Consider the following 20,320-nt stretch of genomic DNA (forward strand, 5'->3'; position numbering starts at 1 on the left):
GCCCTAGGTGACATAGTCCTCGCCCCCGCCACCGCCGATGCTGATGACGCCTTCCTCCTCCAGCTGCCGGACGATCTCCACGACCTCGTGCTGGGACTTCTCCACGTCCTTCAGTTTTACGGGGCCCATGAACTCCATCTCCTCCTTCATGAGCTCCACGGCACGGCTGGACATGTTGCGGAAGAACTGGTTCTGCAGCTCCTCGCTGGTGCCCTTGAGGGCGATGGTGAGGGTCTTCTTGTCCGCCCGCTTGAGGATCTCGGTGATGCCGTTGTCGTCGATGAGCAGGATGTCGTCGAACACGAACATCAGGTCGCGGATGCTGGCGGCCAGCTGGGGGTTCTCGGTCTCGATCTTCTCCAGCACGGCGCGCCCCGTGTTGCGATCCATGCGGTTGAAGAGTTCGGCCACGGCCCGGACGCCGCCATAGGCCTCGGTCGCGAACGATCCCAGGGCTTCCAGCTTCTGTTCGAGGATGAGGCTGATGCGGCGCACCACCTCGGGGCTGATCTCCTGCAGGCTGGCCATGCGCATGGCCACGTCGCTGCGCAGCACCTCGGGTAGGCTGGAGATGAGCTCCGCCGCCTGGGAGGCATTCAGGTGGGCCAGGATCAGGGCGATGGTCTGGGGGTGCTCGTTCTGGATGAACTTGGAGAGCTGCTGGGGGTTGGCGCGTTCCAGGCTGGTGAAGCCGGCGCTGGATTCCAGGGCCTTCACGAGGCGGTCGATGATCTTGCGCGCCACTTCGGGGCCCACGGACTTGATGAGCAGCTTCTTGGCGTACTCGATGCCGCCCTGGCTGATGTAGCTGCGGGCCTGGGTCATGGTGTGGAACTCCTCCATGACTTCTTCCGCCACTTCGGGCTGCACGTGCTTGGTGATGGCGATCTCGCGGGAGATCGTCTGGATCTCATCCTCTTCGAGGTATTTGAAGATGTTGGAGGCGGTTTCGTCGCCGAGCGTGACCATGAGGACGGCGGCCTTCTGCATGCCGGTGAGTTTCGCCATGGCCTACCTTCCTTCCTCGAGGAGCCAGGATCGCACCAGCGATGCCATGGTCTCGGGGTCTTCGTTCGAACCGTCCTGGAGGCGCTTCTTGATCAGCTCGCGGCGCCGGGCCTCCGGGGCACTGAAGGCCGCGTCGGCGTTGAGTTCCGCCTCGATCTCGGCCTCGATCTCGGTCATCGACTTCACCTGGATCGGCTTGCGGGTGGAGCCGCTGCCGGCACCTGCCATGGAGGCTTCGCCACCGTCGGCGCTGGCCACGCGCAGCGGGGTCGGCCGGTTGATGGCCGCGGACATGCGCCTGAGCATGGGCAGGATCAACATGAAGAACACAGCCAGTCCGACGACGCCGTAGATCAAGCCGGGAAGGAACTTGTAGGCGAGGGCCCAGCGCTCGGCGTTCCTGGCCTCCGCTTCTTCCTTGGGATTCACCTGGAGGGTGGCGAAGGCCATGTTCTCCACGGTGAGCTCGTCGCCGCGCTTGGGCTGGATGCCCACGGCGGCGGATACCTGGTCGCGGATCTTCTTCAGCTCCTCGGCGCTGCGGGCCGTGAACTTCTGGACGGGCTCACCCTTGGCGTCCTTGTCCCAGACGGACATGTGGTCCACGATGACCGCCAGGGTCACCCGCTTCACCGACCCCGTGGCCTGGTCGATGGCCCGCACGGTCTTGGTGATCTCGTAGTTGGTGGTGGTCTCCTTTTTCTCGGAGCTCTCCGTGACGTTGGCCGAGGCGCCACCAGTGGCGGGGGCGACGTTGCTGGCCGTGCCCGGCAGGCCGGCACCCGCGTCGCGCTTCTGGACCTTCTCATCCTTCTGCTGGACGCTGCGCTCCACCTGGCCCTGGGGATCGAACGTCTCCGAGTTGATCTTCACCTTGTCGAAGTCCAGGTCCACGTGGGCCGTGGCGCGCACCTTCCCGATGCCGACGACGGGCTCGAGGAGCTCCGTCACGCGGCGCACCAGGTGATCCTCCTCCTCCCGGGCCACCTTCTTCTGGGCGTCGCTGGCCCCCACCATGGGGTCGCGGCCGGTCCGGGAGAGGATGCGGCTGAACTGGTCGATGATCACCACCTGCTCGGGCTTCAGGCCCTCCACGCTGGCGGCCACGAGGTTGACGATGGCCTGGGTGTTCTCGTCGGGGAGGATGCGCGTGCCGCGGAGCTTCAGCAGCACGCTGGCCTTGGCGTCTTCCTTGTCCGTGAGGAAGGGGCTGTCGTTGGGCGGGGTGATGTGGACGGTGGCCTCGGCCACCTGCTGCAGCCCCTTGATGGTCTGGGCCAGCTGGGCCTCCATGGCCCGCCGGTGGATCACCTTCTGGGAGAAATCGGTGGTGCCCAGCCCGGCGTTCTCCAGCTTCTCGAAGCCCAGCTTGTCCCCGGTCAGCAGGCCGTCCCCGGCGAACTTCAGGCGGAGCTGGCCCACCTTGCTCTCGGGCACGAGGATGGTGCGCTGGTCCCCACTCAGTTCGTAGGGAACCTGCATCTTGTCGAGCTGGGCCACGATGGAACTGGCCTCCTGGGAGGAGACATTGGACGCCAGGACGCCCTTGGCTTCCTGTCCAGCCCAGATGCCCAGGCCGGCCAAGGCCAGCAGCACTGTCATGGAAATGGCCAATACCATGACGCGCTGGGTAGCGCTCATGCCCTTGAAGGCGCTGGTCAGTTGTTCCGCGAGGTTCGTTTCCCCGGCCATAGGCGTTCCTCAGTCAGGGGTGAGGCCGCGCCGGGAAGCTCGGCCTGCGCTACATCTGCATGCGCATGACCTCGCGGTAGGCATCGATCAGTTTCGATCGGACGGCCATCATCATCTGGAAGCTAAGATCGGCCTTCTGGACTGCCAGCATGGCCGTGTGCATGTCTGCACTCTCCCCTGTCATCAAGTTCCGTGCCTCATCCTCGGCCTGGGCGGAGGCCTGGTTCACTTCCTGGAGGGCCTGCTTGAGGAGGTCACCGAAGGCCACCTCCCCGTCCGCCCCGCCTGCAGCGCTGCCCTGGCCGGACTTGGGGGCTCCGGAGAGGGGGCTGAGGGGGGACAGCTGGGGGATGTTCTGCAGGGGATCCATGGGGGACTCGGGGGAAGGGCCTTTTACACGATCGGTCGGGGGTGGGCGGGGGGCAAGTCGAAATTCCGACAGGCTACTGGACGCGCAGGATCTCCAGGGCGGAGGTGGCCATGGCCTTGGCCGAGCGGACCACGGCGATGTTGGCCTCGTAGGCCCGGCTGGCCTCGGTGAGGTTCACCATCTCATCCGTGGGATTGATGTTGGGGTAGCTCACCACGCCATCCGCGTTGGCGTCCGGGTGGCCCGGCTCGTAGCGCGTGAGGAAGGGCTCGTCGCTGGTGCGGATGGCGGCGACCCGCACGCCGGCGTTGGCCAGGGCTCCCGAGAACCCCAGGTCCTGCGCCTGGAAGACCGCGTCCCGGCGGCGGTAGGGGCCGCCCTCCTTGGTGCGCGTGGTCTCGCTGTTGGCGACGTTGGAGGCGATGAGCTGGACCCGCAGCCGCTGGGCGGCCATGCCGGTGCTCGCGATGTCGAGGATCTGGTTGATGCTCATCAGTGCGCGCTCGCTTCTCGGATCATGGAATAGAGCTTCCGAAGCTCGACCTGCATGAGGGTGGAGGCGGTCTGGTAGGTGGTCTGGGTGCGGGCCAGCAGCATGTTCTCCCGGTCCAGGCTCACGTCGTTGCCGTCGTTGCGCTCGGCGTTGGGACGAAGGGCATCGGTGGTCGGCGGCAGGGAGACGCTGGTGCTCCCCTGGAGGTGCATGGGATGGGTCACCTGGAGGGAGTTGGGCGATGTTTGCCCAGAAAGAGCCGCCTTCATGGCCCCCTCGAAGCTGAAATCCCGGGTCCGGTAGCCCGGCGTATCCAGGTTGGCCAGGTTGGAGGCGATGAGGGTCTGGCGCCGGGAAGCCAGGGTCAGACCGCGATCCATGGCCTGGATCATGCCGTTGCCGCTGGTCAGGTCGAACATGGTGCACCCTGCAGAATGGGCCGGGTGAGCCCGGCTTCCTGGTTAGGGATGCAGAGCCCGTGCCGTTCGTCCACTGGCCTCGGGTGGGCTGCTGACCCCGGGTCGGCTCTGCTTGCATTCTGGGATGTCAGCCTTGCTACACTGGCCCCTCACCTCGAGGGCCCCATGAATCTGAACACCCGCAAGCACAACGATGTGCTCATCCTCTACCCCGAAGGCAAGATCACCCTGGGTGATGGCGACCAGGAGCTGGGCGAGGCCGTGCGGACCTCCCTCTCCAACGGGGAGCGGAAGATCGTCATCAACTTCAGCAAGGTGAGCTACCTGGATTCCTCCGGCGTGGGCGAGCTCGTGGGTTGCTACACCTCCATCAAGGGCAAGGGCGGGGAGCTGCGCATCTGCGGGATGAGCGGCAAGATCTTCAGCCTCATCAAGATGACCAGCCTTCACTCGGTCTTCGAAGTGAAGGACACCGAGGACGAGGCCCTCGCGGGTTTCTAGGACGGTGCGCCTTCGCGCCGTCCCCTTCATCGGCCTCCTGGTGCTGGCGACCGCCGGCGCCCAGGAGGCCGATTCGCTGCGCCGGCTGACGGCGATCCGCATTGAGGGCGGGGACGAAGAGGACCGCCGCTTCGCTGTGGCGGCCCTGGGATTGAAGGTGGGCCAGGAGCTGGATGGGGCTGCCTTCCAGCAGGCCCTGGCGGCCGTGCGCCTGGTCGACCGCTACCGCTCGGTGGAGGGGACCTTCGGAGTGGACGGGCAGGCGCTGCTCCGCCTCGATCCACTGACGCCCATGGCGACCTGGCGCTGGGAGGGCGATGCGGTTCCACGGGAACTCGCGAAGACCCTCCTGCCGGAGCTGCGCAAGGGGCAGCGCCTGGGGTCCCAGCGAAGGTCGGTCCTGACGGGCATCGCGGAGCAGCGCCTGAGAGAGGCCGGGTATCCTGCGGCCAAGGTCAGTGGCCTGCTGGAGCAGGGTGGACGCCACCTGCGCCTGGTCCTGGAACTGGGAGCGCCCGCCAGAATCCGGGAGATCCGGCTCGAGGGGGATCCCCGTCCCTACTCCCGGGAGACCCTTTTGAAGGTGGCCGGCCTGCGGCCAGGGACTTCCTTCTGGACGCCCACCGTGGTGCGGGAGGCCCAGCGGCGGATCCGGCAGAGGCTCGTGAAGGACCGTCGACTCGAAGGCTCCGTCCGGTTGGAACCGACCAGCGAGCCGGAGGTGATGCTCCTTGAGGTCCGGCCGGGCCCCAAGGTGTACCTGCAGGCCAAGGGGCTGAATTTGCTGGCCCCTCTCTGGGGGCAGCCCAGGCTGTCGGAGTTCGTGCCCCTGGCGCGGGCCGAGCGGTACGCACCGAGCCTGCTGGACGAGGGCGCGGGAAGGATCACGACCTACTTCCGCAACCAGGGCTTTCCCGAAGCGAAGGTCAGCTACGAGCGGGTGGTGACCTCGGGAACGACGGAGCGGCCCGAGGCGGTGACGCTGACCTATTCCGTCGAGCGCGGCCCGAGGAGGACCCTCGGGAAGCTTTCCTTTGAAGGCCAGAAGGAGCTGTCGGAGGAGGAACTCCGGGCGGCAGTGGTGCTGCCCCGGCGCTTCCTGGTACTGCCTCCCCATGCCAAGGCCGAGGTCGTCAAGGGACTGGAAGACCGCCTCACCGCGTTCTACCTTCAGCGGGGCTTTCCCGAAGTGAGGGTCCGGCGCCGGGTGGACACGGCCGCGGATGGGTCGGTCGAGGTGCGCCTGATCATCCGCGAGGGCCAGCGCCGCTACCTGGATGCCCTGGTGCTCGACCTTCCCGATCAGCCCGGCTTCTCCCGCGAACGGCTCTCGCAGAGCCTGCTGCTTGCCATGTCCGATCGCCCGGTGCCTGTGGCCGGCAACACGTGGTACCGCTCGGACCGTCGGCACCTCCAGGGCTTCAAGGGGACCATGACACCCACGCCCCAGGGCGTCCGGCTCAGCTTCCAGCCCGCCCTGCCCCTGGTCCGCAACGACCTGGCGCTGGTGGTTTCCGACCTGCGGCAGCGGCTCTCCTCAGCCGGCGCTGCCAATCCCCAGGTGAAGCTGGCCTTCGAGGATGATGGTGACAAACCCATCGTCCGGATCCAGGTGCCTCCCCAGCCGCTGGACCACGCGAAACGGCTGGTGGTGCAGGGCAGCGACCGGACCCGGGCCGAGGCCGTGCTGAGGGAGGCGGAACTGCCCCAGGGGGCGCCGCTGGATCCGGTCAAGCTGGATGAGGGCCAGGTGCGCCTCGGGGGCCTGGGTGCCTTTCAGCGGGTGGACCTGCTCACGCTGAAGGACCTGCCCGAGCAGGAACAGCAGCCCTGGCAACGCGGCGATCTGGCTCTGCGCCTGCAGGAACGGAGCCCCTGGGTCTTCACGGAATCCTTCGGCTACGACAAGACTCAGGGCTACCACTTCGGTCTGAACGCACAGCGGTTGAACGTGGGGGGGATGGGACGGGTCCTCGATTTCGGCCTCCGCGCTGGCGACAACACCCTGAACAGCGAACCCCTGCGCCGAGCATTTCCCACCGGTGACATCAAGCGCTCCGTGGACAGCTACAGCATCGGCTACACCGACCCCTGGTTCCTGCCGAACGCCCTCGACTCCTGGCTGGCCTCGCGCACCCGGCTCCACCTGGAAGGCGCCTACATCGAGGAGGCCCAGGCGGCCTTCTTCGCCCGACGCCGGCGCTTCTCCCCGAGCCTCGACTGGAAGGTCGGCCAGAACCAGGCCGTCCAGATCGGCTACCGCTTCGAGCGGGTGGAGGTGGCCGCCAACACCGATAGCAACGGGGTTCCGCTGATCTCGGATAAGGACCTGTTCCTCATCGCCAGGACCCCGGCCCGCAGCATCATCTCCGCCCCCTATGTGCAGGTCGCGGTGGACCGGCGGGACCGGCCCTACGACCCGACGGAGGGCACCTTCTTCCTGGGGCGGCTGGAGCTGGCGAACCAGGTGTTCGGCACCTCGGCCAACAGCAGCTTCGTGAAGCTGGACCTCCGGCACCAGTGGAACTGGGGCCTGGGCTTCCATGCGGAGAACGGCGTGATCATGGCCAGCCTCAGGCTCGGCCTGGCCCGGCCCACGGACCATGCCGCCGAGGACCTGCCTCTGTCCGAGCGGTTCTTCGGCGGTGGTTCCTTCACCGTGCGCGGCGTCGAGCCGGACATGCTGGGCGAGGTCCGGCGCACCGACGGCAGCGGCAACCTGCTGCCGCAGATCATCCCGCTCGGTGGCCAGGCCCTCGCCGTGGTGAACCTGGAGTACCGGTTCCCCCTGATCGGCCAGAGCATCTGGGCCGAGGTCTTCGTGGACTCCGGCCAGGTCTACCGCAGCCTGCGCCCCGAGGCCGGCGCCGTCTCGCCCTTCCCGCCCCTTCGCACCACCCTGGGCGCCGGGCTGATCCTCAAGCTGGGCTTCCCCCTCAAGCTCGAGTACGCTGCGGACTGGAAACGCATCATGGGCAAGCCCCGCACCGCGGATGAGCGGGACACCCAGCTGAAGAGCCTGCTCATCTCGGCGGGATTCCAGTTTTAGGGGATCCGCATGCGCGCGGCTGGCCCCGCGGCTGATCGCCTCCGGTGCTCCGCCGGAGCGTCTCCGTCGGCTGCTACCGGGCCGCCGCCGTTTCTCGGCGGTCCGAGACCGCCCGGATATCTGTACACAAGAAAGGCCGCGTTGCGGCCTTTTACCTGGTTGGCGCGGGCGGTCTCGAACCATGCGTCCGGCTGGGCACGGGCCTTTTCGCTTCCAGCGCTCCGCAGGAGCGCCTCCAGCGAGGCCCTACCTGCCCGCCGGACTTTCTCGGCGGTCCGAGACCGCCCGATTGGGGTACGCGAAAAAGGCCGCAAAAGCGGCCTTTGGTGGTTGGCGCGGGCGGTCTCGAACCGCCGACCCCCACCGTGTCAAGGTGGTGCTCTACCGCTGAGCTACGCGCCAATGCGAACCCTCATTTTAGCGGAACGGGCGCGGCTGTCGAGCCTTCAGGGTGGATCGGACCCGCCTCGGGGGTCCCGAACCATAGCGCGGGGGCGGTCAGGGGTGGGTGGCGGGCCAGAAGAGCAGGGCGAGCAGGGCACCGGTCAGGATGAGGAGCCAGTCCAGCCACGCGGCGTGATCCGGGTCGAATCGGCGGAGGAAGTGGGCGGCCATGGCTGCCTCCAGGAGTACCACCAGCGTTCCCAAGAATGGGACGCTCCCCAGGAGCCGCCGTGAATTCCCGGGAAATTTCCCGGGTCATTCCACGGTCACCGACTTGGCCAGGTTCCTGGGCTGGTCCACGTCGCAGCCGCGAAGTACCGCAATGTGGTAGGCCAGCAGCTGCAGGGGGACGGCATAGACGATGGGGGCCAGCCAGGGGTGGACCGGAGGCAGCTCCAGCACGTCCTCGGCGATGCCGGCCAGGCCCGTGTCGCCCTCGGTGACCAGGGCCAGGATGCGGCCGTCGCGGGCCGCGGCTTCCTGCAGGTTGCTGAGGGTCTTGTCCCGGTGGGCGTCCTTGGGCATGAGTGCCACCACGGGCAGGGTCTTGTCGATGAGGGCGATGGGGCCGTGCTTCATCTCGCCCGCCGGGTAGCCCTCGGCGTGGATGTACGAGATCTCCTTCAGCTTCAGCGCCCCTTCCAGGGCGATGGGGTAGCAGGGGCCGCGGCCCAGGTAGAGGAAGTCGGTGGCGTCCTGCCAGCGCTGGGCCCACTGGATGATCTTAGGTTCCAGCGAATTCAGCCGTTCCAGGTGCGCCGGGAGTTCCCGCAGACCCTGCAGCAGCTCGGCCTTGAGCTGGGGATCCACGGTGCCCTTGGCCTCGCCGAGCTTGAGCGCCAGCAGGGTCAGGACCGCCAGCTGGGTGGTGAAGGCCTTGGTGGAGGCCACGCCGATCTCCGGCCCCGCGTGCGTCAGGATCGTGGCCTCGCACTGCCGGGTGGCGGTGGAGCCCATGACGTTGCAGATGGCCAGGGTGCGGGCGCCGCGGGCGGCGGCCTCCTTCATGGCGGCCAGGGTGTCGGCGGTCTCGCCGCTCTGCGTGATGCCGATGATGAGGGTGCCGGGCTGGATGACGGGTTCGCGGTAGCGGTACTCGCTGGCGTAGTCCACTTCCACGGCCACCCGGCTCAGCTGCTCGATGAGGAACTTGCCCACGAGGCCGGAGTGCCAGCTGGTGCCGCAGGCCACGATGTGGATGCGGGTGAGGTCCGCCAGCTCTTTTTCCGTGAAGGGGAGGTCCAGCGGAATGGGTTCACCGTGGAGTGGAAGGCGATTCAGCAGCGTGTTCGAGAGGGCCTGGGGCTGCTCGAAGATCTCCTTCTGCATGAAGTGCTTGTGGCCGCCCTTTTCGGCCGCCACGGGATCGTAGGGGATGGTGACCACCGGGCGCGCCACGTCACCGCCATCCAGGCGGAAGATCCGAGCGCCTTCCCGGGTGAGTTCCACGAGGTCGCCATCCTCGAGGAAGATCACCCGGCGGGTGTGGGGCAGCAACGGCACGACGTCGGAGGCCAGAAAGGTCTCGCCTTCCCCCAGCCCCAGCACCATGGGCGGTCCGCTGCGGGCGGCCAGGATGCGGTCGGGATCGGTGGCGTGCAGGCAGGCCAGGGCGTAGATGCCCTTCATGCGCCCCACGGCCTCCCGGAAGGCTTCCGTGAAGGAGCGGCCCTGTTTCATGAGGTGGGACACCATCACGGGGAAGCACTCGGTGTCCGTCTCGGACTGGAAGGTCTCCCCAGCCGCCTTCAGTTCGGCGCGCAGTTCGAGGAAGTTCTCGAAGATGCCATTGTGGACCGCCACCACCTGGCCATCGGCGCTGCGGTGGGGGTGGGCGTTCTCCTCCGTGGGGCGGCCGTGGGTGGCCCAGCGCGTGTGGCCGATGCCCAGCGGGGTCGGATCCGACAGGTCCACTTTGCCAGCGAGGTTCACCAGCTTGCCGGAGGCGCGGATGACGTTGAAGGCGCCGGATCCGGAGGAGAGGGCGATGCCCGCACTGTCGTAGCCGCGGTACTCCAGGCTCCGCAGGCCGTTCACGAGGATGCCGGCGGCACCCTGCTGTCCGATGTATCCGACGATGCCGCACATGGGGGACTCCCGATCACAGGTCCCAACTTAGCGGGATGGGCCCTGGGATCCAATGTGGTTCCGCATACCCGCCTCGCCGCACCCGCCGAACCACAGGTGTGGCAGACCCGCCCCGGCCAGTCGAAGGGCCATCGCGGAACGGCCTGCACCCCGCGTTACACGAAAGAACGCTGAGCGTTTGGTTGGGAGCCAAAGCGAAGCCCGGCTTTGCCGGGCTTCGCGCGGGGGTCCGGGGTGTGCGCGCAGCGCGGAACCCCCGGAGGATATTAGGCCAGGCTGCGGATCCTCGCGGCCCGGGTGTCGATCTCGGTGATGCGGAAGGCGAAGTTGCCATCCACGACCACCACCTCGCCCTTGGCGATGAGCTTGCCGTTTACAAGCAGCTCCACCGGCGCATCGGCGCTGCGGTTGAGCTCGAGGATGGAACCCGGCGTGAGCTTGAGCAGCTCGCCCATCTGCATCTCGGTCTGGCCCATGCGGACCACCACGGGAAGCTGGATGTCCAGGAGCAGGTCCAGGTTGCCGGAATCGGGGGCAGGTCCCGAGGCCACGGGGGCCTGCCGGGGCGGGGCGGCCAGGGTGGCGGCCACGGAGGCCGGGGAGGGCTCGGGTGCCGGTGGGGCCTCCACGAGGCCGAGCTTCCGCTTCAGCTGCTGGAGCAGCAGATCGGGGAAGAGCAGATGGATGGTCGTGCTCAGCGAGTCCTGGGTCGTCGGCAGGGAGAGGTCCTGGAAGCCGCCCTGGCCCAGCTGCTCGGCGAAGGCCGCGGCCTCCGGCTGGATGGCCAGGATCTCCACATTGGCGATGGCGAAGGTCTCCCCGGCCAGGTCCGAGAGGGTCTGGTTGGCGCTGCCCAGCACCTGGTTGAAGGTCTCGGCCAGGGCGTCCTTGGAGTCGCCGACCAGCTCCTCGGCGGCCGCGCCCTCGCCACCCAGCATGAGGTCCACCAGCATGGTGCCCTCCTTGAGGGGGAGGGTGAAGAAGAGCGTGCCGTTCAGCCCCTTCTGGTAGTTGGCCTTGACGAGGATGCCGGTGCCCTCGTGCAGGGCGGCGACTGCGGGGGTCTCCAGCAGCTCGCCCGGCGCCGACTTGATCTGGAATTCGCGTCCCGTGAGCATGGAGAACACGGAGGCCATGCTCTCGGCGAAGGCGCTGCCGACTTTCTGGAAGAATTCAGTGTCTCGGGCATCCATCGTTCACCCCTCCGACCGGCTGCCGGTCACTTGGAACACGCGTTTCCCGTTGGGATTCAGGGCCACCAGGCCCATGAAGCGTGGAATGCCGTCCACGCAGAGGTCCAGCTCCGCATCGAAGCGCTTGGTCAGCGGGATGAGGTCGCCGGTCTTCAGCTGGAGGACCTCCTCCATGCTGAGGCTGGTGCCGCGGATCTCGGCAGCGGCCTCCATGCCGCAGCGCTTCAGGCTGGCCATGAGCAGGCGGGCTTCTTCGAAGCTCGAGGACTTCTTGTAGCCCGTGAACATCTCCTGGTCGAACTTGGTGGAGATGGGCTCGAGAATGATGCTGGGGATGGCCAGGTTGATCATGCCGCTCACCGGGCCCATCTTCACTTCGAAGACCACCAGCAGCACGACTTCGTTGGGGGCCACGATCTGGATGAGCTGGGGGCTGGTCTCCCGCGCCTGGATGCGGAAATCGAGATCGATGATGCCCCGCCACGCTTCGCGCAGGTCCTCCAGCACCAGCTTCAGCACGCCATCGAAGATGCTCTGCTCGATGTCGGTCATGGTGCGCAGCTGCTTCAGGGGCTCACCGGGGCCGCCCAGCATCTTGTCGATGATGGGGAACACCAGGGTGGGGTTCACTTCCAGGGCCAGCGCGCCTTCCAGGGGCTTGATGGAGATGGCGTTGAAGCAGGTGGGATCGGGGACGGAGAGCAGGAACTCCTGGTAGCTGAGCTGCTCGACGCTCACCAGGTTCACCTCGGTGATGGTGCGGAGGTAGGCGCTCAGGGAGCTGGAGAAATTCCGGGCGAAACGGTCGTGCATGAAGTGGAGCGACCGCATCTGCTCGCGGCTCACCCGGTCGGGACGGCGGAAGTTGTAGAGGGTGACCTTGCGCTGAACCTGGGCTTTTTTTGCCGGGGCTGGTGCCGCACCCCGGTCTCCCCCCGCGGCGGACGAAGCCTTCCCAGCCGGCTTGGTGTGGGACTTAAGTAGTGCGTCTACTTCCTCTTGGCTTAGGATTTTGGCCATGGATTACCCTTCGATGTGCTTCTCCAGGAGCTTGCCCCGGAGCCGCAGCATGGCCTTGGTATGCAATTGGGATACCCGCGACTCGGTGATGTTCAGGAGGGTGCCGATTTCCTTCATGGTCAGCTCGTCGAAGTAGTAGAGCTGGACCACGAACTTCTCCTTCTTGGGCAGGACCTCCATGGCGTCCCGGAGGATGTCCTTGATCTCCGTGGACTGGAAGATCTGATGGGGGTCCTCCGCATCCGGGTCCGGCACGAAGCTGATGAGGCTCTCGCCCTCGCCATCCTCGCCCACCTCCACGAAGGTGCCGAGGGTGACGCCCTTCAGATCGTCCAGGTTCTTGTGCAGCTCCTCCAGGGGCATGCCCAGGTGCTGGGCCACTTCCTCGTCCGTGGCGGCCCGGCCCATCTGCTGTTCAAGGCTGTGGTAGGCCCCCTCGATGTCCTTCTTCTTCCGCCGGAGGCTGCGGGGCACCCAGTCCAGGTCCCGCAGGCCGTCCAGGATGGCGCCCTTGATGCGCAGCTCGGCGTAGGTCTTGAACTTGATGTTGCGGGCAGGCTCGAACTTCTCGATGGCGTCCATGAGGCCGAGGATGCCGCTGTTGATCAGGTCGTCCAGCTCCACGTGCGAGGGGAGGCGCGCGGCGATGCGGTGCGCCACGAACTTCACCAGGGGGACGTAGTCCTTGATGATCTGTTCCCGGTTCTCGCGGTCAAAGGGCTCAGGGGGTTCTGAGGATTCCGCGGCCAGAGAGGAAGGTGGCAGGGCGGGCACCTGGAGGGGGAGGGCCTTCCCGTAGGCCTTGGCCGCGGCGAGTGCAGCCCAGGGGCGGAGCGCGACGGGAGCCAGCTCCACGGCCCGGAGGGCCTCGCCGCTGAGGGGCAGGCCGGGATCGGAGGGCTGGTCCGGAGTGGGGGACATTCGTCAGGTCCTACTGGGGTTCATCGGAGGCGAGCTGCCTCCAGAATGACGCAAAGCCGTCGGGCTGCAAGGACACTTGGCCCAGCAATTGACGGGCCAGGGCCTGGAAGGCCAGGGTGGCCGGACTCCGAGGGAAGAGATCCACCACCCCCCGCTGCTGGCGGACCGCCTGCAGGATGTGCGGGTCGTTGGGGATCATGCCCAGCACCTTGAGCTGCTTGCCGAGGAAGCGCTCAGTGGCCGCCTGCAGCTGCTCGATCGTCTCCTGGGCCTCGTCGATGTTCTGGCCGTTGTTGATGAGCAGCCACAGGGGCTTGGTGGCTTCCCGCAGGTGCAGGACCTTCACCATGGCATAGGCGTCCACCAGGCTCGTGGGCTCTGGCGTGGTCACCAGGATCACCTCCTGGGCGGCCATGAGCAGCTTCAGGACCGAGTCGTGGATGCCGGCAGCCGTGTCGATGAGCAGCCAGTCCGCCGTCTCCGCCACCCGCTGCAGGCCCTGGACCAGGCGCAGCTCGCTCATGGTGTCGAGGCGGGTCAGTTCCTGGATGCCGCTGCTGGCGGGGATGATGCGGATGCCCATGGGGCCTTCCAGCAGGATCTCCTCGATCACCTTCTCGCCGCGGAGGACGTGCTCCAGCGTGTATTTCGGCGACAGCCCCAGCAGGATGTCGAGGTTCGCCAGGCCGAAGTCGGCGTCCATGACCACCACCCGCTGGCCCTGCTGGGCGAGGGAGAGGGCCAGGCCGGCCACGACGTTGGTCTTGCCGACCCCGCCCTTGCCGGAGGTGATGGCCACCACGCGGGCGGCGAAGAGCGGCGCCTCGGGGCGCTGCCCCTGGGCCATGCTGCGGAGCCGGGATGCCTGGTCGCTGCTCATTCGGCCTCCTTCATGGTGGCGGGGAGGATGAGGTCGGCCACCCGGCGGCTGGTGGCCAGCTCGAGGGCCTCGGGGACTTCTTGGCCCGTGCCGAGGTAGCTGAGAGGCCGCTTGACCCGCGCCAGGGTACTGAGGATGGGACCGTAGGTGGAGGTCTCATCGAGCTTGGTGAAGAGCAGGCGGGTGGGGCGCAGGGGCTCATAGCGGGCGGCGATCTCAGTCAGGTCGCGGGGCTTCGTGGTGGCGGACAGCACCAGGTGCGTCTCCACTTCCGGCAGCTCGTCCATCAGGCCCCGCAGCTGGTTGAGCGTGTCGGTGTCCTTGGGGCTGTGGCCCGGCGTGTCGATGAGCACCAGGGCGCGGTCCTGGTAGAAGCGCAGGGCGCTGCGGAGGTCCTCCACCGTGAGGGCCACGTGCAGGGGCACCTGCAGGATCTGGGCGTACTGCTGCAGCTGGTCCACGGCCGCCATGCGGTAGGTGTCCAGGGTGAGCAGGGCCACCTTCTGTTTGAGGTGGAGCTGGGCATAGGCCGCCAGCTTGGCCACGGTGGTGGTCTTGCCCACGCCGGTGGGGCCCACCAGGGCGGCCACGCGCATCTTGCCGGGATCGAGCTGGATGGGGGGCGCCACGGGAATGAAGTCGGCGATGACGCGGCGCAGGAAGAGCCGGGCTCGCTCGGGATCCACGGTGCCCATGGAGGCGTCGCCATCCTGGTCGGTCAGTGCGCGCTGCGCGTACTCGCAGAGGCGCAGGGCGATGAGGGGCTCCACGTCGTTGGCGACGAGATCGCCGTAGAGTTCCAGCAGGCTCGGGGGCAGGTGGAGCTGGGCCGGCGGCATGCCCTGGCGCTGGATGCGGCTGAGCAGGGCCTTCATCGAATCCAGTTCCTTCAGGATGGAGGCATTGCGCAGGTCATTGTCCTTCAGGGCCGCCACGGCCCCCTTGATCTCGAGCAGCTCCCGGCGCAGGGGCTGAAGGTCCATGGCTGGTGCGGGGGGCGGAGCCTGGGGGGTGGCTTCCCGTGAGGGGCGGTGGGCAGCGGGACCGCTCAAGGGGGCGCGGAGCCCGTAGGTGAGGGGAGGCGCTCCCACGGCCAGGGGCGCAACGCCCGCCTGGGCCTCGTCCACGGCGGCCGTCACCTCGATGACGGATTCCTCGCCCATGCCGAGGGCCGCGGGGCGACGCCGGGTGCGGGTCGAGAGGATGAAGGCCTCCTCGCCCATGTCCTTCTTCACGACGTCGAGGGCGTCCTGCATGGATCCGGCTTCGAAGGTCTTCACGCGCATGCTTCACCCTTCATGAGACGGTTCCGAGGTTCACGACACGGACATCGATGGGCACCTCGCTGTGGCTCAGCACCACCAGGTGGGGCAGGGCACGCTCGAGCAGGCGCCGCAGGTGGGGTCGCACCACGGGATTGGTGAGCAGCACGGGCTGGGCGCCCGGCAGCATGGCCGCGATGCCGTTGGCGATGCGGGACAACAGCTCCTGCGTGCGGCCGGGTTCCAGGGCCAGGAAGCTGCCCCGGTCCGTCTGCTCGATGCCGCCCTGGAGGGTCTGCTCCAGGGTGGGGTCCAGCACCAGGACGCCCAGCTCGCCGTTCTCGGAGAGGTGGGGCCCGGTCAGGACGCGCCCCATGGCCTGGCGGACGTATTCGGTGATGAAGCCGACGTCCTTGGTCATGGTGGCGGCATCGGCGGTGGCCTCGAGGATGCGGCCCAGGTCGCGGACGGGCACCCGCTCGCGGAGGAGGTTGTGCATCACCTTCTGGAGGGTGGCCACGCTGATGACGTTGGGGATGAGGTCGTCCACCAGGCGGGGGGTCGTCTCCTTGAGGGTGTCCAGCAGGTGCTGGACCTCGGGCCGCCCGAGCAGATCAGGAGCGTGCTGTTTGATGAGCTCGGACAGGTGGGTGGTCAGCACCGTCGCCGGCTCCACCACCGTGTAGCCCAGCATCTGCGCCCGGTCCCGCAGGTTGTCGGGAATCCAGTAGGCGGGCAGGCCGAAGGCGGGCTCGGAGGTGGGGGTGCCCGCGAGGTCCTCGGTGGCGGTGCCGGGGTTCATGGCCAGGAACTGGGCGGGCTGGAGCTCGGCCCGGGCGATCTCCTCGCCCCGGAGGAGGATGCGGTAGGTGTGCGGCGGCAGCTGCAGGTTGTCCCGGATGCGGACGGGGGGCACGACGATGCCCAGATCCGAGGCCATCTGGCGCCGGACGGCCTTGATGCGCTCCAGCACCGTGCCGCCCTGGTTCACGTCCAGCAGGGGGATGAGGCTGTAGCCCACCTCCAGGCCGAGGGGGTCCACCTTGAGCAGGCCCTCCACCTTCTCGCTGGTGTCGGCGGCGGCGGTCTTGGCCTTTTCGGCGGCGGCCTGCTCGGCCACGGCGGCGGGCACGGCCTGGGGCAGCTTCCAGGCGGCGTAGGCCATGATCCCGAAGATGGCGGCCATCACCCAGAAGGGGAAGAGGGGCAGGCCCGGCACGGCGCCGAAGAGGAAGAGGACCGAGGCGGCGATGCCCAGGGGACGGGGATCCGCGCCCAGCTGCCCCATGACCTCGCTGCCCAGCCCCGAGGCATCGCTGCCGCTGCGGGTGGTGAGGATGGCGCCCCCCACGCTGATGAGCAGGCTGGGGATCACCGTCACCAGACCGTCGCCCACGGTGAGGAGGGTATAGACCTCCAGGGCCTGCATGACCGGCAGGTTGTAGCGCACGACGCCCAGGAGGATGCCCGCCACGATGTTGACGGCCAGGATGATCAGGGCCGCCACGGCGTCCCGCTGGGTGAACTTCACGGCGCCGTCCATGGCCCCGTAGAACCCGGCCTCCTCCTGGAGGTCCTTGCGGCGCCTCCGGGCCTCCTGCTCGTCGATGTAGCCCGCATTCAGGTCGGCGTCGATGGCCATCTGCTTGCCGGGCATGGCGTCCAGGGTGAACCGGGCCGTCACCTCGGCGATGCGGCCCGCGCCGTGGTTGATGACCAGGAACTGGATGGCCAGCAGGATCAGGAAGACCACCAGGCCGATCACATAGCTGCCGCCCACCACGAACTGGCCGAAGGCCTTCACCATGTGGCCGGCGGCGTCGGCGCCCTGGTCCCCGGCGAAGAGCAGGATCCGGCGGGTGGTGGCCACGTTGATGGCCAGACGGAAAAGCGTCACCACCAGCAGGACCGAGGGGTAGGAGCTGAACTCCTTGGGGCGGCGCACATACATGCCCACCATCAGGATCACCAGACTCAGCGTGATGTTCAGGACGATGAGCAGATCCAGCATGAAGGCGGGCAGGGGCAGGATCATCACCACCAGCACGATCATCACGAAAACGGGCGCAGCGAGATCCGACCGCTTGGCCAGGCGGCCCATATAAGGAAGCAGACGGTCCAGGAAGGTCAACATACCGACACCCGCAGGGTCCGGGGCGAGGGCCATGCCACAAACCCCTTGATCCGATCACGGCTTCACGTTCGAGCCTGGGATTGGAGGTTTCCCATGCCCATCTGCCGCCACACCATGCACCTGTCCGCCGCCCCGGCGGCCGTCCACCCCCTGCTGTGCCCCGTCCGGGAGCACGACTGGATCGAGGGGTGGCGGGCCACCGTCCTGCGCTCCGCCAGCGGCCTGGCCGAGGAGGGCTGCGTCTTCACCACCCCGGGCCCGGATGGCCCCGACTGGCTCTGGATCATCGCGGTCCACCAGCCGGAACACCTCCGCTTCGCCATCCACGCCCTGGGCTCCCACGCCACCCTGCTGGATCTGCGCCTGGGGGCCGAGGGGGCGGGGACCCGCCTGGACTGGACCTACGACCTGGTCCCCCTGACCCCGGCCGGGAAGGCCTTCGCCGCGGGCTACGCCGCCCGGTTCCCCGTGGCCATGGCGCTGCTGGAGCGGCGGCTGGCGCATTTCCTGGCCACGGGTACCATGCTCCAGACGGTCTGACATGCTCACCATCAGTGCCCTGGCCCGGCGGTTCGGCCTCTCCCGGAGCGCCCTGCTCCACTACGACCGCATCGGCCTGCTCCAGCCCAGCGGCCGGTCGGCCAAGGATCACCGCCGCTACAGCGAGGCGGACGCAGCCCGGCTGGAGGCCATCTGCACCTACCGGAGGGCGGGTCTCCCCCTCGAGGCGATCCGGATCCTGCTGACGGATTCTGGACGGCTCACGGCCATCCTGCGGGACCGCTTGGCCACACTGGAAGCGGAGATGGCCACCCTGCGGGGGCAGCAGCGTCTGGTCGTGGGCCTGCTGCAGGAGCCGGGGCTGCTGGAGGGCCTGCAGGCCATGGACAAGGCCACCTGGGTGGCCCTGCTCCGGGCTTCGGGCTTCACGGAGGCGGACATGGACCGCTGGCACGGGGCCTTCGAGCGCACCGCGCCGGACCGGCACCAGCGCTTCCTCGCCTTCCTGGGCATCCCGCCGGAGGAGATCAGCGGGATTCGGGATCTCGCCGCAGCTTCAGGGCATCCCAACGCTCCGGGGGATGGAAGCGCCAGCGCCAGCCCGACCAGCTCACCCGCTGGAAGCTGACCGCGCCCGGCCAGGGCACCCGGTCGAGCCAGGTGCGCAGTGCGCGCTGCAGGCGGAGTCGCTGCTCGGGCTCCAGGGCGGTGTCGGCTCCCACCCAGGTGCCGGGACGCCGGGCCTTCACCTCCAGCAGCCGCAGCTCCGGGCCGCGGCACACCAGGAGGTCCAGCTCCCAGCGGCCCAGCTTCTGGCGCCAGGCCACCAGGTCCCAGCCCCGGGCCCAGAGCAGCCAGAGCGTGAGCCGCTCGGCCCGCAGGCCGAGGCGCCGGGCGGCCTCGCCGCGTCGGGTGGAACCCATGGGCAGCTCAGTCCACCTTCGGCAGGTGGCGCAGGGACTCCTGGATGGCTTCGGCGGGGTACTCGTAGTCCTCCAGGCCGCCGGAGAAGTAGCGGTCGTACGAGGCCATGTCGAAGTGGCCGTGGCCGGTGAGGTTGAAGAGGATGGTCTTCGGCTCGCCGCTCTCCTTGCAGCGCAGCGCCTCGTCGATGGCGGCGCGGATGGCGTGGCAGGATTCCGGGGCCGGGATGATGCCTTCGGCCTTGGCGAACAGCACGCCGGCCTCGAAGGTGGCCACCTGGGGCACGGCCACGGCCTCCATGAGGCCCTCGTGCACGAGCTGCGAAATCAGGGGGCTGTCCCCGTGGTAGCGCAGGCCGCCGGCGTGGATGCCCGGAGGCATGAAGTCGTGGCCCAGGGTGTACATCATCATGATGGGGGTGTAGCCCGAGGCGTCGCCGTAGTCGTAGGCGTAGGCGCCCTTGGTGAGGGTGGGGCAGCTGGTGGGCTCCACGGCCACCAGCCTCAGGTTGGGGGTCTTCCCGCAGGCCTTGTCCGCCAGGAAGGGCAGGGCGATGCCGCCAAACGACGAGCCGCCGCCGCAGGGGCCGAAGATCACGTCCGGCCAGTCGCCGGCTTTCTCGAACTGCTTCTTGGCCTCCAGGCCGATGATCGTCTGGTGCAGCAGCACGTGGTTGAGCACGGAACCCAGGCAGTAGTTGGTGTCGGGGCGCCCGGCGGCCTCCTCGACCGCCTCGGAGATGGCGATGCCCAGGGAGCCCTGGCTGTCCGGGTGGGCGGCCAGGATGCCGCGCCCGGCCTGGGTGCGGTCCGTGGGGCTGGCCAGCACCTCGGCACCCCAGGTCTGCATCATGGAGCGGCGGAAGGGCTTCTGCTGGTAGCTCACCTTCACCATGTAGACCCGCACGTCGAGGCCGAACATCTGGCCGGCGAAGGCCATGGAGGATCCCCACTGGCCAGCCCCGGTCTCGGTGGTCAGCCGCTTGATGCCGACCTGCCTGTTGTAGAAGGCCTGCGGCACGGCGGTGTTCGGCTTGTGGGAACCGGCGGGCGAAACGCCCTCATTTTTGTAGTAGATCTTGGCGGGGGTTCCGAGGGCCTGCTCCAGGCGGACGGCCCGCATCAGCGGCGAGGGCCGCCACAGCCGGTAGATCTCGCGCACCTCGTCGGGAATGGGGATCCAGCGTTCCCCCGACATCTCCTGCTCGAGGATGGGGCCGGGAAAGATCGCCAGCATCTGCTCGGGGCCGACGGGCTTGCCGTCCGGTCCCAGCGGCGGCAGGGGCGGGTTGGGCATGTCCGCGACCACGTTGTACCAGTGCGTCGGGATCTCATGCTGCTCGAGGACGAATCGAGTGGCTTGCACGGCGGACTCCTGGGCTGGGGAAGTCGGCCATTCTAGCGCGTCCCGCCCCGGGGTGG

At 68.0% G+C, this 20,320-nt stretch carries 17 protein-coding genes, 1 tRNA gene and 1 pseudogene; 4 read left to right on the forward strand and 15 right to left on the reverse strand.

Annotated features, from left to right (window positions below; genetic code table 11):
• Positions 1–3: 3 nt before the first annotated feature.
• The 5 genes from fliG to flgB form a co-directional block, all read right to left on the reverse strand.
• On the reverse strand, positions 4–1,008 hold the full coding sequence (gene fliG, locus QOZ81_RS03685; protein WP_291201466.1) for a flagellar motor switch protein FliG: 1,005 nt from the start codon (positions 1,006–1,008) through the stop codon (positions 4–6).
• A gap of 3 nt (positions 1,009–1,011) precedes the next feature.
• Positions 1,012–2,610, reverse strand: coding sequence for a flagellar basal-body MS-ring/collar protein FliF (gene fliF, locus QOZ81_RS03690; RefSeq protein ID WP_441316722.1), 1,599 nt, complete (start codon positions 2,608–2,610; stop codon positions 1,012–1,014).
• A 139-nt stretch (positions 2,611–2,749) separates the two neighbouring features.
• Entirely contained in the window at positions 2,750–3,070 is a 321-nt protein-coding gene (gene fliE, locus QOZ81_RS03695; RefSeq protein WP_291201460.1) for a flagellar hook-basal body complex protein FliE, read from the reverse strand.
• A gap of 73 nt (positions 3,071–3,143) precedes the next feature.
• Positions 3,144–3,563: a flagellar basal body rod protein FlgC gene (flgC, locus tag QOZ81_RS03700; RefSeq protein WP_291201457.1), complete on the reverse strand. Its 420-nt coding sequence runs from the start codon at positions 3,561–3,563 to the stop codon at positions 3,144–3,146.
• Positions 3,563–3,982: a flagellar basal body rod protein FlgB gene (gene flgB, locus QOZ81_RS03705; protein WP_291201454.1), complete on the reverse strand. Its 420-nt coding sequence runs from the start codon at positions 3,980–3,982 to the stop codon at positions 3,563–3,565. Before flgB ends, flgC begins: the two co-directional genes overlap by 1 nt.
• 165 nt (positions 3,983–4,147) lie before the next feature.
• On the opposite strand from flgB, the gene QOZ81_RS03710 reads away from it, so the two are divergent.
• Both QOZ81_RS03710 and QOZ81_RS16735 read left to right on the forward strand, forming a co-directional pair.
• Positions 4,148–4,483: an STAS domain-containing protein gene (locus tag QOZ81_RS03710; protein ID WP_291201451.1), complete on the forward strand. Its 336-nt coding sequence runs from the start codon at positions 4,148–4,150 to the stop codon at positions 4,481–4,483.
• A 1,960-nt stretch (positions 4,484–6,443) separates the two neighbouring features.
• Positions 6,444–7,397: pseudogene (locus QOZ81_RS16735) on the forward strand (BamA/TamA family outer membrane protein); the annotation flags it as partial.
• Between the two features lie 462 nt (positions 7,398–7,859).
• On the opposite strand, the gene QOZ81_RS03720 reads toward QOZ81_RS16735, so the two are convergent.
• The 8 genes from QOZ81_RS03720 to flhA form a co-directional block, all read right to left on the reverse strand.
• Positions 7,860–7,934 (reverse strand) — tRNA-Val (locus QOZ81_RS03720).
• A 297-nt stretch (positions 7,935–8,231) separates the two neighbouring features.
• Positions 8,232–10,064, reverse strand: a complete 1,833-nt coding sequence (glmS, locus tag QOZ81_RS03725; protein ID WP_291201445.1) for a glutamine--fructose-6-phosphate transaminase (isomerizing) — start codon at positions 10,062–10,064, stop codon at positions 8,232–8,234.
• A 266-nt stretch (positions 10,065–10,330) separates the two neighbouring features.
• Positions 10,331–11,257, reverse strand: coding sequence for a flagellar motor switch protein FliN (gene fliN, locus QOZ81_RS03730; protein ID WP_291201442.1), 927 nt, complete (start codon positions 11,255–11,257; stop codon positions 10,331–10,333).
• Positions 11,258–11,260: 3 nt separating this feature from the next.
• Positions 11,261–12,277 (reverse strand): flagellar motor switch protein FliM, encoded by a 1,017-nt coding sequence (fliM, locus tag QOZ81_RS03735; protein ID WP_291201439.1) that lies wholly within the window; start codon positions 12,275–12,277, stop codon positions 11,261–11,263.
• A 3-nt stretch (positions 12,278–12,280) separates the two neighbouring features.
• Complete coding sequence (locus QOZ81_RS03740) at positions 12,281–13,198, reverse strand: FliA/WhiG family RNA polymerase sigma factor (RefSeq protein ID WP_291201436.1); 918 nt, start codon at positions 13,196–13,198, stop codon at positions 12,281–12,283.
• Positions 13,199–13,208: 10 nt separating this feature from the next.
• Positions 13,209–14,078, reverse strand: coding sequence for a MinD/ParA family protein (locus QOZ81_RS03745; RefSeq protein WP_291201433.1), 870 nt, complete (start codon positions 14,076–14,078; stop codon positions 13,209–13,211).
• Positions 14,075–15,364: a flagellar biosynthesis protein FlhF gene (gene flhF / locus QOZ81_RS03750; protein ID WP_291201430.1), complete on the reverse strand. Its 1,290-nt coding sequence runs from the start codon at positions 15,362–15,364 to the stop codon at positions 14,075–14,077. The genes QOZ81_RS03745 and flhF overlap by 4 nt, the downstream gene beginning before the upstream one ends.
• A 10-nt stretch (positions 15,365–15,374) precedes the next feature.
• Positions 15,375–17,474, reverse strand: coding sequence for a flagellar biosynthesis protein FlhA (gene flhA / locus QOZ81_RS03755; protein WP_291201426.1), 2,100 nt, complete (start codon positions 17,472–17,474; stop codon positions 15,375–15,377).
• 93 nt (positions 17,475–17,567) lie between these two features.
• Here flhA and QOZ81_RS03760 point away from each other — a divergent pair, with 93 nt between their 5' ends.
• Positions 17,568–18,014 carry a hypothetical protein gene (locus tag QOZ81_RS03760; protein ID WP_291201423.1) on the forward strand — a complete coding sequence of 149 codons (447 nt, stop codon included), beginning with the start codon at positions 17,568–17,570 and terminating at the stop codon, positions 18,012–18,014.
• A gap of 1 nt (position 18,015) precedes the next feature.
• Positions 18,016–18,603: a MerR family transcriptional regulator gene (locus QOZ81_RS03765; protein ID WP_291201420.1), complete on the forward strand. Its 588-nt coding sequence runs from the start codon at positions 18,016–18,018 to the stop codon at positions 18,601–18,603.
• Here the strand turns inward: QOZ81_RS03765 and QOZ81_RS03770 are convergent.
• Together QOZ81_RS03770 and QOZ81_RS03775 are read right to left on the reverse strand one after the other, a co-directional pair.
• Positions 18,503–18,898 carry a YraN family protein gene (locus QOZ81_RS03770; protein WP_291201417.1) on the reverse strand — a complete coding sequence of 132 codons (396 nt, stop codon included), beginning with the start codon at positions 18,896–18,898 and terminating at the stop codon, positions 18,503–18,505. The two genes, QOZ81_RS03765 and QOZ81_RS03770, sit on opposite strands and share 101 nt — an antisense overlap.
• Before the next feature lie 7 nt (positions 18,899–18,905).
• Positions 18,906–20,264 carry a TrpB-like pyridoxal phosphate-dependent enzyme gene (locus QOZ81_RS03775; RefSeq protein ID WP_291201414.1) on the reverse strand — a complete coding sequence of 453 codons (1,359 nt, stop codon included), beginning with the start codon at positions 20,262–20,264 and terminating at the stop codon, positions 18,906–18,908.
• Positions 20,265–20,320 lie beyond the last annotated feature (56 nt).

This window comes from Geothrix sp. (assembly GCF_030219325.1).
GTDB lineage: Bacteria > Acidobacteriota > Holophagae > Holophagales > Holophagaceae > Geothrix.